General features: G+C 63.9%; 15 protein-coding genes. 11 read left to right on the top strand and 4 right to left on the bottom strand.

Translation table 11 applies throughout. From position 1 onward, the window contains the following. Window positions 1–318: 318 nt before the first annotated feature. The gene (locus tag AAIL67_RS06085; RefSeq protein ID WP_034350912.1) at window positions 319–1,422 is read left to right on the top strand and encodes an acyltransferase; all 1,104 of its coding nucleotides are present in this window, start codon (window positions 319–321) and stop codon (window positions 1,420–1,422) included. A gap of 5 nt (window positions 1,423–1,427) precedes the next feature. On the opposite strand, the gene AAIL67_RS06080 is transcribed toward AAIL67_RS06085, so the two are convergent. Continuing rightward, complete coding sequence (locus tag AAIL67_RS06080) at window positions 1,428–2,099, bottom strand: DUF924 family protein (protein ID WP_224649272.1); 672 nt, start codon at window positions 2,097–2,099, stop codon at window positions 1,428–1,430. 277 nt (window positions 2,100–2,376) lie between these two features. Here AAIL67_RS06080 and AAIL67_RS06075 point away from each other — a divergent pair, with 277 nt between their 5' ends. Beyond that, the gene (locus AAIL67_RS06075; protein ID WP_003066992.1) at window positions 2,377–2,907 is read left to right on the top strand and encodes a hypothetical protein; all 531 of its coding nucleotides are present in this window, start codon (window positions 2,377–2,379) and stop codon (window positions 2,905–2,907) included. 66 nt (window positions 2,908–2,973) lie between these two features. Here the strand turns inward: AAIL67_RS06075 and AAIL67_RS06070 are convergent, their stop codons facing one another. Beyond that, a complete protein-coding gene (locus AAIL67_RS06070) occupies window positions 2,974–3,783 on the bottom strand; it encodes a substrate-binding domain-containing protein (protein ID WP_343483582.1) in 810 nt (269 codons plus the stop codon). A gap of 163 nt (window positions 3,784–3,946) precedes the next feature. Between AAIL67_RS06070 and AAIL67_RS06065 the strand changes: the two genes are divergently transcribed. The 3 genes from AAIL67_RS06065 (at window position 3,947) to AAIL67_RS06055 (ending at window position 6,792) form a co-directional block, all read left to right on the top strand. Then, on the top strand, window positions 3,947–4,831 hold the full coding sequence (locus AAIL67_RS06065; RefSeq protein WP_343483581.1) for a LysR family transcriptional regulator: 885 nt from the start codon (window positions 3,947–3,949) through the stop codon (window positions 4,829–4,831). A gap of 50 nt (window positions 4,832–4,881) precedes the next feature. Continuing rightward, the gene (locus AAIL67_RS06060; RefSeq protein ID WP_224649270.1) at window positions 4,882–5,598 is read left to right on the top strand and encodes a glutathione binding-like protein; all 717 of its coding nucleotides are present in this window, start codon (window positions 4,882–4,884) and stop codon (window positions 5,596–5,598) included. Window positions 5,599–5,745: 147 nt separating this feature from the next. Next, window positions 5,746–6,792: a pirin family protein gene (locus AAIL67_RS06055; RefSeq protein WP_343483580.1), complete on the top strand. Its 1,047-nt coding sequence runs from the start codon at window positions 5,746–5,748 to the stop codon at window positions 6,790–6,792. A 185-nt stretch (window positions 6,793–6,977) separates the two neighbouring features. Here AAIL67_RS06055 and AAIL67_RS06050 read toward each other — a convergent pair whose 3' ends face one another. Further along, window positions 6,978–7,865 carry a LysR family transcriptional regulator gene (locus AAIL67_RS06050; protein ID WP_343483579.1) on the bottom strand — a complete coding sequence of 296 codons (888 nt, stop codon included), beginning with the start codon at window positions 7,863–7,865 and terminating at the stop codon, window positions 6,978–6,980. A gap of 127 nt (window positions 7,866–7,992) precedes the next feature. Here AAIL67_RS06050 and AAIL67_RS06045 point away from each other — a divergent pair, with 127 nt between their 5' ends. The 4 genes from AAIL67_RS06045 to AAIL67_RS06030 all read left to right on the top strand — a co-directional run bounded on the left by AAIL67_RS06045 (window position 7,993) and on the right by AAIL67_RS06030 (window position 11,351). Then, a complete protein-coding gene (locus tag AAIL67_RS06045) occupies window positions 7,993–9,354 on the top strand; it encodes an acyclic terpene utilization AtuA family protein (RefSeq protein WP_343483578.1) in 1,362 nt (453 codons plus the stop codon). A 15-nt stretch (window positions 9,355–9,369) separates the two neighbouring features. Continuing rightward, window positions 9,370–9,744, top strand: coding sequence for a hypothetical protein (locus AAIL67_RS06040; RefSeq protein ID WP_054074314.1), 375 nt, complete (start codon window positions 9,370–9,372; stop codon window positions 9,742–9,744). A gap of 66 nt (window positions 9,745–9,810) precedes the next feature. Next, a complete protein-coding gene (locus AAIL67_RS06035; protein WP_343483577.1) occupies window positions 9,811–10,788 on the top strand; it encodes a tripartite tricarboxylate transporter substrate binding protein in 978 nt (325 codons plus the stop codon). 77 nt (window positions 10,789–10,865) lie between these two features. Beyond that, a complete protein-coding gene (locus AAIL67_RS06030) occupies window positions 10,866–11,351 on the top strand; it encodes a peptidyl-prolyl cis-trans isomerase (RefSeq protein WP_003072413.1) in 486 nt (161 codons plus the stop codon). A 146-nt stretch (window positions 11,352–11,497) separates the two neighbouring features. On the opposite strand, the gene AAIL67_RS06025 is transcribed toward AAIL67_RS06030, so the two are convergent. Beyond that, the gene (locus AAIL67_RS06025; protein WP_003067010.1) at window positions 11,498–12,415 is read right to left on the bottom strand and encodes a phosphoribosylaminoimidazolesuccinocarboxamide synthase; all 918 of its coding nucleotides are present in this window, start codon (window positions 12,413–12,415) and stop codon (window positions 11,498–11,500) included. A gap of 441 nt (window positions 12,416–12,856) precedes the next feature. Between AAIL67_RS06025 and raiA the strand changes: the two genes are divergently transcribed. Together raiA and AAIL67_RS06015 are read left to right on the top strand one after the other, a co-directional pair. Beyond that, window positions 12,857–13,216, top strand: a complete 360-nt coding sequence (gene raiA, locus AAIL67_RS06020; RefSeq protein ID WP_003067012.1) for a ribosome-associated translation inhibitor RaiA — start codon at window positions 12,857–12,859, stop codon at window positions 13,214–13,216. A gap of 156 nt (window positions 13,217–13,372) precedes the next feature. Next, window positions 13,373–13,846: a PTS sugar transporter subunit IIA gene (locus AAIL67_RS06015; RefSeq protein WP_034347954.1), complete on the top strand. Its 474-nt coding sequence runs from the start codon at window positions 13,373–13,375 to the stop codon at window positions 13,844–13,846. Window positions 13,847–13,860 lie beyond the last annotated feature (14 nt).

The following is a 13,860-nucleotide window of genomic DNA, read 5'->3' as shown; positions in this document are numbered from 1 at the left end:
GTTTGGGCCGGCGGCAAAAATCTGTTCAAATTGGCCCGGTCTGTTCACCTGTCAACAGACGCCAAGCCGTCTGGCTGTGGGCATCCATAACAATCTGCCGTCTCACCGTCAGTGAGCTGAAGCAGACAAATCGCCTGCCAGGTTCCGGCACCCCCGAGCGCGTTTTCATGCGCTCAGTGACCCCCGGGTCGCTGCAAAGAGCTGTTACTGCCTCTTTGCTCAAACTCTGAATACTGCTTCAGCCATGTCTTGTGCATGGCTGTGATTGTTTGTCTGCAAGCCCGGCCCGTGCCTGGGCGAAAGGAAAGGTGTCCGGTTTTGGTGGAGTCGGCGTTCAAGCTGCGCTACAACCCAGCGCTCGATGGATTGAGAGGCATAGCCATTGTGCTGGTGCTGCTCTCGCATGCACATGCCCCGATGTTCGATGGCGCCTTCTTCGGCGTCGATCTGTTCTTCGTGCTCAGCGGTTTTTTGATCACCTCCTTGCTGCTGATGGAGTATCGGCAGCATGGCAAGCTCGATTACTGGCGCTTTTACCGTCGCCGCTTCTTCCGTCTCATGCCTGCGCTGGCGCTGTTCCTTGGAGCCTACTGTGTGTTCGCGCCTTTTATCTGGCCCGATCTGACGGACATCTATTCGGACGCCCTGGTCTCCATTCTCTATCTGGCTGATTACGGCATTGCCTTCTTCGACAGTCCGGACACGCTGCTGCACATGTGGTCGCTGTCGGTGGAGGAGCATTTCTATCTGATCTGGCCGCCGCTGCTGGTTCTGCTGCTGCGCAAGGCCACGCCTGGCCGAGTCTGGGCGCCGCTTGCGGCGCTGTGGCTGCTGAGTACGCTGTGGCGCATCTTCTGGGTGGTGCAGGGCCAGCAGTTCTACGAAATCTTTTTCCGCTTCGACACGCGGGCCTCGGGTCTGCTGGCCGGCGCCTTGCTGGCGGCGCTGATGATGGAGCGCCCGCAATGGGTAGAGCGTCTGCAGTCGCTGCGCGCCTACACCATGTGGTTTGTGCTGGCCGTACCGCTGATCATGGAGCTGGAGTGGGACAACCAGCACGCCATGGTCTGGGGCATCACGGTGGTGGAATGCGCGGCCCTGGTCGTGCTGCTGGCCGTGCAAAAGCCCGCGGGACTGGTCTATGAGATGTTGACGGCACCGGTGCTCATCAAGCTGGGCCAGCTGTCCTATGGCATCTACCTCTGGCATTACCCGGTGGTGCGCTATCTGCGCGCCGATTACTCCTGGCCCGTGACCGTGGTCGCAGGCCTGCTGATCTCTACCGCGCTGTCGGCACTGTCGTTCTACACGGTGGAGCGCTGGGCCATGCGCCACCGCGACCTGGGAGCGAGCAAGAAGCCTGAGCGCCAGCCTCAGGCGCGCCAGGAGCCCGCGCTGCGCGAGGCTACGCGCGGCTCGTGATTGCTCTAGAAGCCTGAGCCGGGCTGGGCCAGGTACTCGGCCTCTTGGGCGGTGCTGGCGCGGCCCAGAATGCTGTTGCGGTGCGGGAAGCGGCAAAAGCGCTCTATCACCACCTGATGGCGATGGGCGTAGTCCAGCGTGCCGGCCAGATATTCGCGCAATTCGGTGTCCGTGGCGCTCTGCAGCAAAGCCTCGAAGGCGGCCACGCTGCGTTGCTGCATGGCCGGGTCTTCGGCATGCTCCAGCGGCAAATACATAAAGACGCGGACCACCTCGGGCAGCAGCCGGTCGCTGCCGGCGTCGATTGCCTGCAGCGCCAGTGCCAGGGCCTGCGCGTCACCGGCAAAGCTCTTGGGAGTGTTGCGGTGGATATTGCGCGTGAACTGGTCCAGCAGGATCACCAATGCCAGCTGCTGCCATGGACCCTGGGTTGCCCAGTGCTGCAGTGCACCGCCCAGGGCGGCTTCCACGGCAGTGCCAAAGCGCTGGCGCAGCTCCTCGTCGAAGGCCGCCGATTTGGTGAACCACTGCGCCTTGTGCTTCAGGGCATCGGCATTGCCAGGCCTGGGGCTGCCGAACCACTGGGTCAGAACTTGGTCGGGCAGGCTGGTGTCCTGGGCGGCGGCGGTCAGCGCCTCATGGCTGACGGGAAGGGAATTTGCAGTCATGCAAATCATTGTGCATGCACTGCCGCTAGCGTTGACAGTCAACCCTGGATGGCGTCGGACGTTAGATAACAGTCTTTTACCTGCAGATTGCATCAGATAGGGAACTGCGAACACCCATCGAGACTCTGTGGAATAGCAGGCTCAGAGACAATGGATTGATCAAAAACCATAGCTGACAGCGTTGGTTTATCAAGTGTTTGCATGGGTTTTGAATCAGGTTTTACGGAGTTCGGTGGTCGTGATGAATCGGCGCGCATGGTTGGCGGTGACAGTGTTGGAATTGGGAATGGCTGCCACGGGCTGCTCGGGCAAGTCCGTGCCCAGCAGCGTGAGCGTGAGCCAGCAGAAGCTGCAGGAGATGCTGGCCAGGCGTTTCCCCAGGCAGTTCCCCGTGGCGGGTTTGCTGCAACTGGACCTGAAGGCGCCGCAGCTGAGCATGTTGCCCGAGCGCAATATGCTCAACGCCGTGATCCCGGCCGAGCTCAGCGGTAAGGTGCTCAAGGAGCAGTACAGCGGCCTGCTCAATGTCGATTTCGCACTGCGCTATGAGCCCACTGACCGCACCTTGCGCGCCTACCAGATCAAGGTCAACCAGCTCAGCATGGACGGGCTGTCGCCCGCGCTCAGCGATATGCTGGGCACCTATGCCACGGCATTGGCTGAGCAGGCCATGGGTCAGGTAGTGCTCTATCAGTTGCAGGACCAGGATCTGGCCCTGGTGGATGCGCTGGCCATGGAGCCTGGCGCCATCACCGTCACCGCCCAGGGACTGACAGTGGCCCTGGTGCAGAAGGCCAGTGCGGGCAGCAAGCGCTGAGCTGCCAGGTGACAAAAAAGCCCGCAGGCGTCTGCCTGGCGGGCTTTTTTGCGGGAACTGCGGCGCTCAGCGGGGCTTGGCGACGGGCTCCAGGCCGGTGTCACGAATCGTCTTGGCGGCGGCGGGCGAGGTGTAGTACTTGAGCAGTTGCTCCAGCCCCTGCGGGTTGGTGGAGGTACTGGCCGTGCCGGCCGAGAAGATGGTGTAGTGCTGTACCGAATCGGGCAGGGTGCCGACATAGCTGATGCCCTCGATGGGCAGCAGTTCGCTGACCTGCTGCAGGCCGATTTCGGCTTCGCCTCGCGCCACGATGGTGCCCACGCGCTCGGTCACGATCTTCTTGCTCTTGGGCATGACCTGATCGTGAATGCCGAGTTTCTTGAGCATCTGGGTTTCGTAGTAAGTGCCGCTGGCGCTGGCCGAATAGGCAATGCTCTTGGCGTTGAGCAGCACCTGACGCAGCTTGTCCTCGCTGCTGATGTCGGGGATGGGGGCACCCTTCTTCACAGCCACGCCCACGGCAGAGCGCACCAGGTCGATCTGGGTGCCGTTGCGCACCAGGCCCTTGGCGGCTAGATCGTCGAGCGCACCGCGCGCCAGAATCACCACATCGGCCTTCTCGCCCTTGCTCAGGCGATTGGGAATGGAGGTGGGCGAGGCCCCCATGGACGAGCCATAAGCCGACTCCACCGCCAGGCCGGTCTGGGCCGTGAACTGCGGCGCCAGCAGCTTGTGTGCTGCGGTGAAGCCGCCCGAGGTCATGAGACGCACAGGCTCCTTAGGCGTGCTGCTTGGCTGCTGGGCGCAGCCTGCGGCCAGAGCCACAGCGCTGATCAGAAGGGCTCGGCGAGCGGTGAAAAGGGGAAACGGCTTCATCAATGTCTCTCTGTATTGGGCGGGCGGGATAGGCCTTGAACCCTTTTGGAATCAACGCAGGCAGCTACTTTCGTCATGGCTGCTGCGGCTGACCGGATTGTGAAAAGCTGCGGCTATTGCGTCCAATACCGTTTGCGTCTGGACTTGATACGAAAATCGTCCTATGGATTTGCGCCGTCTGACCTGTTTTCTGGCTGTGGCCGAGGAGCTGAATTTCAGCCGTGCGGCCCAGCGCTTGCATATGAGCCAGCCCCCGCTGAGCCAGCAGATCCGTCTGCTGGAGCAGGAGATGGGGGCGCAGTTGTTCGAACGCTCGCGCCGCGCCGTGGCGCTGACGCCAGCGGGCCTGCTGCTGCAGGACAAGGCGCGGCAGATCGTGGAACTGCATCAGCAGGCCGGCGAGCTGGTGCGCATGGCAGCCCATGGACTGGCCGGGCGGCTGCGCATCGCCTTCACGGCATCGGTGCCGCTGTTTGACGAGTTCTCCACCATGCTGCGCGATTTTCGCAGCCGCCACCCGCAGGTGGAGCTGGATCTGCAGCATATGACCACGGGCGAGCAGATCACGGCATTGACTGCCGGGCAGATCGACATCGGCTTCATGCGCCCCTCGCCGACGTTTCGCATCCCTGTGCCGATCCGGGAGCAGACGCTGTGGCGCGACGAGTTGAAGCTGGCCCTGCCCGTGGCGCATGCCGCCTCGGCGGCGAACGAGCCATTGGCACTGAGCAGCCTGGCCGACCAGCCTTTTGTGCTGCACCCGGCCGTGCTGGGTGGCGGTCTGCACGAACATATTCTGGCGCTGTGCAGCGAGGCCGGCTTTGTGCCGCGCATCGCCCAGCCGGCACGCGAGACCTCGACCATGATGGCGCTGGTGGCCGCCGGCCTGGGTCTGTCCATCGTGCCCAGCGTCTATGAGCGGATATGTCCGCCCGGTGTGGTGTTACAGCCGCTGGCCGACGCCGCGCGCCACTCGCGCATTGCGCTGGTCAGCATGCAGCAGGCGCCATCACCCTGCGTGCAGATGTTCTGGCAGTTGCTGCGCTGAGCGGCCACTGCCGTTACGATGCGGCAAACCCTTTTTCAGGAGCCAGCCGCATGACCCGCACCCTTGCCGATTTTTCCGTGACCCGCAAATGGCCCGCGCAGCACCCCGAGCGCATCCAGCTGTATTCGCTGCCCACGCCCAACGGTGTGAAGGTGTCGATTGCGCTGGAGGAAATGCAGTTGCCCTACGAGGCGCACCTGGTCAGCTTCCAGACCAATGATCAGCTCACGCCAGAGTTTGTCGGCACTTTCCCCAACAACAAGATTCCCGCCATCATCGACCCCCAAGGCCCGGGCGGAAAGCCGCTGGCGCTGTTCGAGTCGGCCGCCATCCTGATCTATCTGGCCGAGAAGAGCGGCAGCCCGCTGCTGCCCGCAGACCCCGCGGCGCGTTACGAGACGCTGCAGTGGCTGATGTTCCAGATGGGCGGCGTGGGGCCCATGTTCGGCCAGGTCGGCTTCTTCCACAAGTTTGCGGGCAAGGACTTCGAGGACAAGCGCCCGCGCGACCGCTATATCAACGAATCCAAACGCCTGCTGGGCGTGCTGGAGCAACGCATGCAGGGCCGCGACTGGATCATGGGCGAGCAGATCACGATTGCCGATATCGCCATCTGGCCCTGGGTGCGCAATATGGTCGACGAGAACGGCTACAACGCCGCCGAGCTGGTGGGCTGGAGCGGACTCCCCGAGCTGCAGCGCGTGCTCAAGGCCTTCATGGCCCGCCCGGCGACGCAAAAAGGTCTGAACATTCCGCCGCGCGGCTGAGCGCCGACCAGGGCAGTATGGGCCTGCCGCTGTTGCAAAAGCGGCAAGTACTGTCCCAGTGGTGATGTCTTTCAAACCCATGGGCTGGCCTTATCTTCGAGACTTAGGGCCCTGCAACTGGCAGCGGCCTCTCAAGAGGAGAACTCCATGACCACGAATCGCCAACCCATTCTGGAAAGCGCCCCCCTGGGGCCGCGCTGGCCCTGCCTGGATCCGTTTCTGTTCTGCGCTCACCACGATGACAGCTATCCGGCCAGCAACGGCAAGATGGGCGTGCAGGCCGTGGAGTTCGAGGGGCGCGAGATGGGCAGCGACTTCAGCGCCCGCAACGGCTTCTCGATGTACCACGGCGAGCCGATTCCGGGCTTCCCGGGCCACCCGCATCGCGGCTTCGAGACCGTGACCCTGGTGCGCAAGGGCCGCATCGACCATGCGGACTCGCTGGGCGCAGCCGCGCGCTTCGGCGGCGGCGATGTGCAGTGGCTTACGGCCGGCAAGGGCATCCAGCACTCGGAGATGTTTCCGCTGCTCAACAGCGACAAGCCCAATCCGCTGGAGCTGTTCCAGATCTGGCTGAACCTGCCCGCCAGGAACAAGATGGTGGAGCCCCATTTCACCATGTTCTGGAACGAGCAGATCCCGCGCCTGAGCTTCAGCGATGCGGCGGGCCGCAAAACGACCGTGACCGTAGTGGCTGGTGCCCTGGACGGTGCGGACAAGGCCTTGCCGCCTCCGCCCGAATCCTGGGCCTCCCAGGCCGGCAGCGATGTGGCCATCTGGACGCTGGAGCTGGAGCCCGGTGCCCGCTGGAGCATGCCCAGGGCAGCAGGTGACCAAACTCACCGCATGCTTTACTTCTTCGTAGGCAAGAGCATGACCGTGGGTGGCGAAGCCGTGAACGGGCATCTGGCCATGCATGTCGATGCTCAGCGTGAGCTGGAGCTGGTCAACACCGGCGATGTCAGTGCAGAGCTGGTGCTGCTGCAGGGCAAGCCGATTGGCGAGAAGGTGGCGCAATACGGTCCCTTTGTGATGAACACGCAGGAGGAGATCATGCAGGCCATGCAGGACTATCGCCGCACCCAGTTCGGCGGCTGGCCCTGGAAGGACAGTGATCCGGTGCATGGCACCGAGAACCGCCGCTTTGCGCGCTACCCGGGAGCCGAGGTCGACGAGCAGCCTCCCCAGGCCTGATATGGCTAGGCTCAGGGCCTGACGCTGGCAGCCTCCGGCGTGCGGCCCAGTTCCCTAAGCACCGGCCATGCCGGTATTGTTCGTGTTCGCGCGCGCGGGCATGGACTGCGTCCCTGCGGGCGGTGCCCAGATCCAAGGGGGCGCAGCCTGCTTGAATGTGCGCGGCAATGCCTGGGGGCATCCGCTCAGCCGAACTCCCCTGCGAGGAAATCCACCACGGCGCGCACGCGCGGTGCCAGGGATCTGCCGCGCGGATACAGCAGATAGAAGCGGTCGTCCTCGCTGCGCTCCTGGAACTGCTGCAGCAGCGGCACCAGGGTTCCGCGCTCCAGGTCGGCGGCGATATGGAAGTGAGCCAGCCGCACCACGCCGTGGCCCAGCAGCGCCAGGCTGCGCAACAGCTCGCCCTGGTTGGCTCCGATGTGGCTGGGAATGTCTATGGTCTTGAGCCCGCCTTCCTCGTGGAAGGTCCAGCGGTTCCACTGCGTGCGTATGGTGAAGTTCAGGCAGCGGTGCTGCAGCAGGTCCTCGGGCTGCTCGGGATGGCCGAAGCGCTGGAGGTACTGCGGCGCTGCGGCTATCACCCAGGGCCTGAGCATCAGCGGGCGGCCGATCAGCGTCTGCTCCGTAGGCCTGCCGCTGTGGATGGCGACGTCTATGCCTTGACGCACGAAGTCGCCGCGCTCCGTGCCAAGGACGAAATCCAGGTGCAGGCGCGGGTGCCGGTCCATCAGCAGATGCAGACGCGGCGCCACCAGGTACTTGGCCGTGGTCAGCGCCGTATGGATGCGCACCGTGCCCGAGATTTCGGCATCGGCCACGCGCACACAGGCCTCAGCCTGCTCCATGGCCTGCACCACGCGCTGGCTGGCGATGCGAAAGTGCTCGCCTTCCTGGGTCAGGCGTATGGCTCCGGCAATCCGCTCGAACAGCCGCACGCCAAGGCGTGCCTCCATGCGAGCGATGAGCTTGCTCACCGCCGAAGGCGACAGCTCTAGCCTTCTGCCGGCACCGGAAAAACTGCCTTCCTCGATCACGCGCAGGAACACCGTCATCTCGCCGAACTGGTCCATCTAAGGTCTTCGCTCCCCTGTGAATTTGATTCACATGCGCTGTGCGCGCGCATGCGTTGTCTCTTGAAAACGACTGTACAGAATGGTCTCAGCCCCCGGGTCTGGGGGAACAACGGAGACAAGCGCAATGAATGACAGCAAGATCCTGCGCATAGGCGCGGGAGCCGCCTGGTGGGGCGACCGGATCGAGCCCGCCGCCCTCAATGCCGAGCGTGGCCGGCTCGATTACCTGTGCTTCGAGACCATGGCCGAGGCCACGGTCTCGGCCGCGCAGGTCCGGTCCCGACGGGACCCGTCCTTCCCGGGCTACGACACCTATCTCGACGACCGCATGCGCGCCGTGCTGCCTGCCTGCATGCGCCAGGGCACGCGGATCATTTCCAATCAGGGGTGGATCAACCCGCAGGGCGCGGCACGGCGCATCGTCGAGCTGCTGCGCGAGCTGGGCATCACCGGCGTCAAGGTGGCGGCCGTGGGCGGCAGCCTGATCACCGACCGCGTGCTGTCGCTGGCCCCGACCATCCTGGAGACCGGTGCCCCCACGCAGAGCATTGCCCACTCGTTGATCTCGGCCGAAGCCTATCTCGGGGCCGCTCCCATCGTCGATGCTCTGGCGGAAGGTGCGCAGATCGTGGTCACGGGCCGCGTGGCCGACCCTTCGCTGTTCCTGGCTCCCATGGTGCATGAGTTCGGCTGGGACCTGCTGGACCATGAGCGCGTTGGTGCCGGCAGTGCGATAGGCCATCTGATGGAGTGCGGGGCTCAGGTCACCGGGGGGTATTTTGCGGACCCCGGCCTCAAGGACGTGCCCGAGCCCTGGAACCTGGCCTTTCCCATCGCCGAGGTCGATGCCGAAGGCGGCGTGACCCTGTCCAAGGTGGAAGGCACGGGCGGCATGATCAGCCCGCAGACAGTCCAGGAACAGATGCTCTACGAGGTGCACGACCCGGCGAACTACATCACGCCTGATGTGGTGGTCGACTTCACGCAGGCCCGCATTGAGCAACTGGCGCCGGACCGCGTGCGCGTGACGGGGCTCACGGGCAAGCCACGCACACCCACGCTCAAGGTCTCCATGGGATGCACGGAGGGCTTCATCGGCGAGGACATGTTCTTCTACGCCGGCCCCGGCGCGCTGCGCCGCGCCCAACTGGCCAGGCGCATCCTGGAGGAGCGCTTGCGCATCGTGAAGCTCGATGCCGAGGAGGTACGCATCGACTTCCTGGGCCTGAATGCCGTGCATGGCGCTGCCACGCCGGTGGATGCGCCCGAGCCCTATGAAGTGGCCGTGCGCGTGGCGGCACGCACCCGTTCGCGCGAGGAGGCAGTCAAGGTGGGGCGGGAAGTGGACGGCATGGCGGTCTCGGGGATTGCCCACACCGGCAAGCGCGTGCCGCACCAGGAGCGCACGCGCGAGGTGATAGGCGTGTGGTCCTCACTGGTGCCGCGCGAGCAGGTGACGGCGCATATCGACTACTTCACGAGCTGAGCAGGGGAGCAAAGCATGCAGGACATGAACCAGGACATCCGGGTGCCGCTGGAGCAGGTGGCGCATACGCGCTCGGGCGACAAGGGCAATACTTCCAACATCGCGGTGTTTGCCTACGAGCCCGAGCTCTATGCGCTGCTCAAGCAGCAACTGAGCGCCGAACGCTTCAAGGCCTTTCATGGCCCGGCCATCACCGGCGAGGTGCTGCGCTATGAGGCCGATAACCTGCACGCGCTGAACTTCGTGGCGCACGGTGCACTGGGCGGCGGCGTCTCGCGCAGCCTGTCGGTGGACAACTACGGCAAGGCGTTGTCGGCGGCGATCCTGGGCTTCGAGCTGCTCGTCCCCGCTGCGCTGGCGCCGCTGCTGCGCCGCCGTGCACCGGGCTGAACTGGCGCCGACATCCAGTACGGGCATCCGCCGCATATTCCATAAACACCACCAGGAGACCCCGCAATGACCTCGCATCTGTTTCGCGCCCTGACAGCCGCGCTGGCCATGGCGGCCTGCACGGCTGTGGCCTTCGCGCAGGCCCCGGCCTATCCCGCCAAGCCTGTGCGCATCGTCGTGCCCTATCCGGCAGGAGGCACCACGGACATCATCGCGCGGCTGGCGGCGGCCCAGCTGTCCGAGCGGCTGCGCCAGCCCTTCGTCGTCGAGAACCGGGCCGGCGCCAGCGGTGCCATAGGCTCGGTGGCCGTGGCCCAGGCCGCGGCCGACGGCTATACCCTGGTCATGGGAACGGCCAGCTCGCACGGCATCAACTCGGCGCTGCAGAAGAACCTGCCCTATGACGCCGTCAAGGACTTCGCGCCCGTCACTGTGGTGGCGAGCACGCCCAATATCATCGTGGTCCATCCCAGCGTCCCCGCGCGCACCCTGGGCGAGTTGCTGGCGCTGGTCAAGGCCAGTCCCGGGCAGATCAACTTCGGCTCGACCAGCCCCGGCGGCTCTCCGCACATGAGCGCCGAGCTGCTCAAGATGATGGCGGGCGTGGACATGACCCATGTGCCTTACAAGGGCGCATCGCCCATGCTCACCGATCTCATGGGCGGGCAGATACAGGCCGGCTTCGACAACCTGCCGTCCACCATCGCCTTCGTGCGCAGCGGCAAGCTGCGGGCGCTGGCAGTGACCACGGCACAGCGCTGGCCCGGGGCGGCAGACATTCCCTCCGTCGCCGAAAGCGTGCCCGGCTACGAGGTCTCGGGCTGGTTCGGCCTGCTGGCTCCGGCGGGAACGCCCAAGGCGGTGCTCGACACGCTGCAGACTGCAGTCGCCCAGGCCGTGCGCGACCCCGAGGTGACCCGGCAGCTACGCAGCCTGGGCGCCGAGCCCGTGGCCAGCAGGCCCGAGGTCTTTGCGCAGCAGATCCGCGCCGACGTGGACAAATGGCGCGGCGTGGTTAAGGCCACGGGCGTGACACTGGAATAGCCCGAGTCACCGACAATGGCAGCTTTGCGCGGTGCCTGACTCGGGGTCAGACACTGCACCACTCGAAATCCATTGTCATGAACATCACCAAAGACACTGCCGTCACCATCAACTACAAGATTCACGAGCTGCTCGCGGGCGGCGTGGCCGTCAAACTGCTGGACAAGGGCGATGTGGCCTATCTGCACGGCGGCTATGACAACATCTTTGCCAAGGTCGAAGCCGCTCTGGACGGCAAGCAAAAAGGCGATACCGTGACCGTGGACCTGGCCGTGGCAGATGCCTTCGGCGAGCGCGATGAAAGCCTCCAGCGCACCATTCCCAAGGGTGAATTCCCTGCGGGCGTGAAGGTGGGCGGCCAGCTGCGCGGCACCAATGACCAGGGCCTGCCCCAGATCTACAACGTGGTGAAGATCAAGGGCCCCGTGGTGCTGCTGGACGGCAACCACCCTCTGGCCGGCTTCGCGCTGCGCTTCAGCGCGGTGGTCAACGAGGTTCGTGAGGCCTCCGAAGAAGAAATTGCCCACAAGCACGTGCACGGCGGCCACGGTCACCATCACTAAAAACATAGCTGCAAGCGTATGAAAGTAAAGGATTTCAGCATTATTTCTAGCTGAAATCCTTTATCTGAAAGCGCAAGCAGCTATCAAAACAAAAAGGCCCCCGGATTTCAGTTCCGGGGGCCTTTTGTTTGCTCGGGGCTGATCGCTCAGGCGGTCAGGCGATCCAGCGCTTCGCGGTACTTGGCCGCCGTCCTGTCGATCACTTCCTTGGGCAGGCGGGGCGCAGGAGCCTTCTTGTCCCAGGCCTTGCCGTTGACCTGGGCCTGCTCCAGCCAGTCACGCACGAACTGCTTGTCGTAGCTGGGAGGGTTCTCGCCCTTGGCCAGTGCGTCCTCGTAGCCTTCCACAGGCCAGTAGCGCGAGCTGTCGGGGGTCAGCACCTCGTCCATCAGAACCAGGGTGCCGTCTTCGGTCAGGCCGAACTCGAACTTGGTGTCGGCAATGATCATGCCCTTGGTCAGCGCGATCTCGGCCGCTTCCTTGTAGATGCGGATGGCGGTGTCACGGATCTGGGCCGCGAGCTGCTCGCCCACCATTTCCACGGTGCGCTCGTAGGTGATGTTCTCGTCGTGGTCACCCATTTCGGCCTTGGCCGCGGGGGTGTAGATGGGCTCGGGCAGCTTGGCCGCGTTGGTCAGGCCGGCAGGCAGCTTCACGCCGCAGACCGATTGCGATTCCTGATATTCCTTCCAGCCGCTGCCGGCCAGATAGCCGCGCACCACGGCTTCGATCAGCACGGGCTTGAGGCGCTTGACCAGCATGGAGCGGCCTTCGACCTGCTTGACTTCCTCGGGCTTGACCACGGACTCGGGCGCTTCGCCGGTCAGGTGGTTGGGGCAGATATGGCCCAGCTTGTCGAACCAGAACAGCGCCATCTGCGTCAGCAGCACGCCCTTGCCGGGAATGGGCTCGCCCATGATCACGTCAAAGGCGGACAGGCGGTCGGAGGCCACCATCAGGATGCGGTCGTCGCCCACGGCGTAGTTGTCGCGGACCTTGCCACGTGCGAGCAGGGGCAGCGAGGCAATGTTGGAGGTATGCAGGGCGGAGGGCTGGGTGGTCATGGTCGAGATAGGGCTGTCAGGCAATTCAGGCGTGCAGTCGGTCAGCAGGCGCCTGAAAGCCCAAGGGGCTGCCAGCGTCGCAGGCCCGAGAGGCGGCTGCGTAAAAACGCGATTTTAATGGCGCAGGCAGGGGTTTGGACGGTCACGGTCTTTGCCAGTGCACGCCTGCTGCGATCGAGGCCCTGGGGCATGCCGGCGTATCCCTTGCATGCGGGCCAAAGCCACTCATTGTGGCGTCAAAACCGCCTGTCATCAAACCGACAAACAAGGCCCCTGGCGAGCCTGCGCTATCACGGTCATTTCGTTGCCTTTGGCGTGGGGCGGGCGCATAGTGGGTTCACAGCAAAGACGAATGCGCATTCCGAACTGCCAGGCTGCGGCACAGCCATCAGGCGCTGTGAAACCGCAGTGATTTCACCGAGAGCTAAGGAGTGTTTTGTTATGAATTTGACGATTAGCGGGCATCACCTGGAGGTCACTCCCTCGCTGCGCAGCTATGTCATGGCCAAGCTGGAACGCATTCTCAGGCACTTCGATCAGGTTGTGGACGTGAAGGTACTGCTCACAGTCCACAAGCAAAAGGAAAAAGACAAACGACAGCGCGCCGGTTGCACGGTGCGCGTGAAAGGGCAAGACTTGTTCGTAGAGACGCAGCATTTCGACCTCTATGCTGCCGTGGACGCCCTGGCCGACAAACTCGACCGTGTGGTGATGCGCTACAAGACTCGTCAGCAAGGCCCGCGTGCCACAGCCAAGCGACTGGACTCCGGGGGCTTGCAGCTGGCGCAGGTGTCAGCTTGATGAAAGCGAGGCGCAAACCTAGCTTTTGCGCCGGTTTGTTGCAGGGCTGTAGCCTTGTTACAACGCTAAAAGCGCCGCCCTACGGGGCGGTTTTTGATGGTGATCAGGGTTTCCCCACGGTTTTCAGCGCTGCGGTGCATAATTGTTGATCACACCATGAATCGCCTAGCCTCTATCCTTCCCGCCGCTCAAGTGCTTGTGAGCGTTGATGTCACCAGCAAGAAACGCGCTTTCGAGGAAGCGGGTTTGCTCTTTGAGAGCTTGCATGGTCTGTCTCGTGCCCTGATCACCGATAGCCTGTTCGCACGCGAACGCCTGGGCTCTACCGGTCTGGGGCATGGAGTTGCCATTCCCCATGGCCGCATCAAGGGCCTGACGGCTCCCATGGCGGCAGTGTTCCAGCTGGCCAACCCCATCGGCTTCGATGCGCCCGATGAACAGCCGGTCGGCCTGCTGATCTTTTTGCTGGTGCCCGAGGCGGCGACGCAAAAGCACCTGGAAATCCTCTCCGAGATCGCCGAGCTGCTCAGCGACAGCCAGTTGCGCGAGCGTCTGAAGTCGTCCACCGATGCTCAGCAGCTGCACGGCATGATCGACAGCTGGCAGTCCTCAATCACCTCCCAGGCCTGAGTCCTGGCCCTTCT

The organism is Comamonas sp. A7-5 (assembly GCF_039581385.1).
Taxonomy (GTDB): Bacteria; Pseudomonadota; Gammaproteobacteria; order Burkholderiales; family Burkholderiaceae_C; genus Comamonas; species Comamonas thiooxydans.
The sequence above is the reverse complement of the archived record's forward strand: the minus strand, read 5'-3'. Positions and strand labels throughout refer to the sequence as shown.

What these genes read in the sequence shown, in the direction of transcription:
- AAIL67_RS06080 (WP_224649272.1), bottom strand. Translation starts at nt 2,099, where the DNA reads ATGATTTGCATGACTGCAAATTCCCTTCCCGTCAGCCATGAGGCGCTG.
- AAIL67_RS06075 (WP_003066992.1), top strand. Translation starts at nt 2,377, where the DNA reads ATGGCTGCCACGGGCTGCTCGGGCAAGTCCGTGCCCAGCAGCGTGAGC.
- AAIL67_RS06070 (WP_343483582.1), bottom strand. Translation starts at nt 3,783, where the DNA reads ATGAAGCCGTTTCCCCTTTTCACCGCTCGCCGAGCCCTTCTGATCAGC.
- AAIL67_RS06065 (WP_343483581.1), top strand. Translation starts at nt 3,947, where the DNA reads ATGGATTTGCGCCGTCTGACCTGTTTTCTGGCTGTGGCCGAGGAGCTG.
- AAIL67_RS06060 (WP_224649270.1), top strand. Translation starts at nt 4,882, where the DNA reads ATGACCCGCACCCTTGCCGATTTTTCCGTGACCCGCAAATGGCCCGCG.
- AAIL67_RS06055 (WP_343483580.1), top strand. Translation starts at nt 5,746, where the DNA reads ATGACCACGAATCGCCAACCCATTCTGGAAAGCGCCCCCCTGGGGCCG.
- AAIL67_RS06050 (WP_343483579.1), bottom strand. Translation starts at nt 7,865, where the DNA reads ATGGACCAGTTCGGCGAGATGACGGTGTTCCTGCGCGTGATCGAGGAA.
- AAIL67_RS06045 (WP_343483578.1), top strand. Translation starts at nt 7,993, where the DNA reads ATGAATGACAGCAAGATCCTGCGCATAGGCGCGGGAGCCGCCTGGTGG.
- AAIL67_RS06040 (WP_054074314.1), top strand. Translation starts at nt 9,370, where the DNA reads ATGCAGGACATGAACCAGGACATCCGGGTGCCGCTGGAGCAGGTGGCG.
- AAIL67_RS06035 (WP_343483577.1), top strand. Translation starts at nt 9,811, where the DNA reads ATGACCTCGCATCTGTTTCGCGCCCTGACAGCCGCGCTGGCCATGGCG.
- AAIL67_RS06030 (WP_003072413.1), top strand. Translation starts at nt 10,866, where the DNA reads ATGAACATCACCAAAGACACTGCCGTCACCATCAACTACAAGATTCAC.
- AAIL67_RS06025 (WP_003067010.1), bottom strand. Translation starts at nt 12,415, where the DNA reads ATGACCACCCAGCCCTCCGCCCTGCATACCTCCAACATTGCCTCGCTG.
- raiA (WP_003067012.1), top strand. Translation starts at nt 12,857, where the DNA reads ATGAATTTGACGATTAGCGGGCATCACCTGGAGGTCACTCCCTCGCTG.
- AAIL67_RS06015 (WP_034347954.1), top strand. Translation starts at nt 13,373, where the DNA reads ATGAATCGCCTAGCCTCTATCCTTCCCGCCGCTCAAGTGCTTGTGAGC.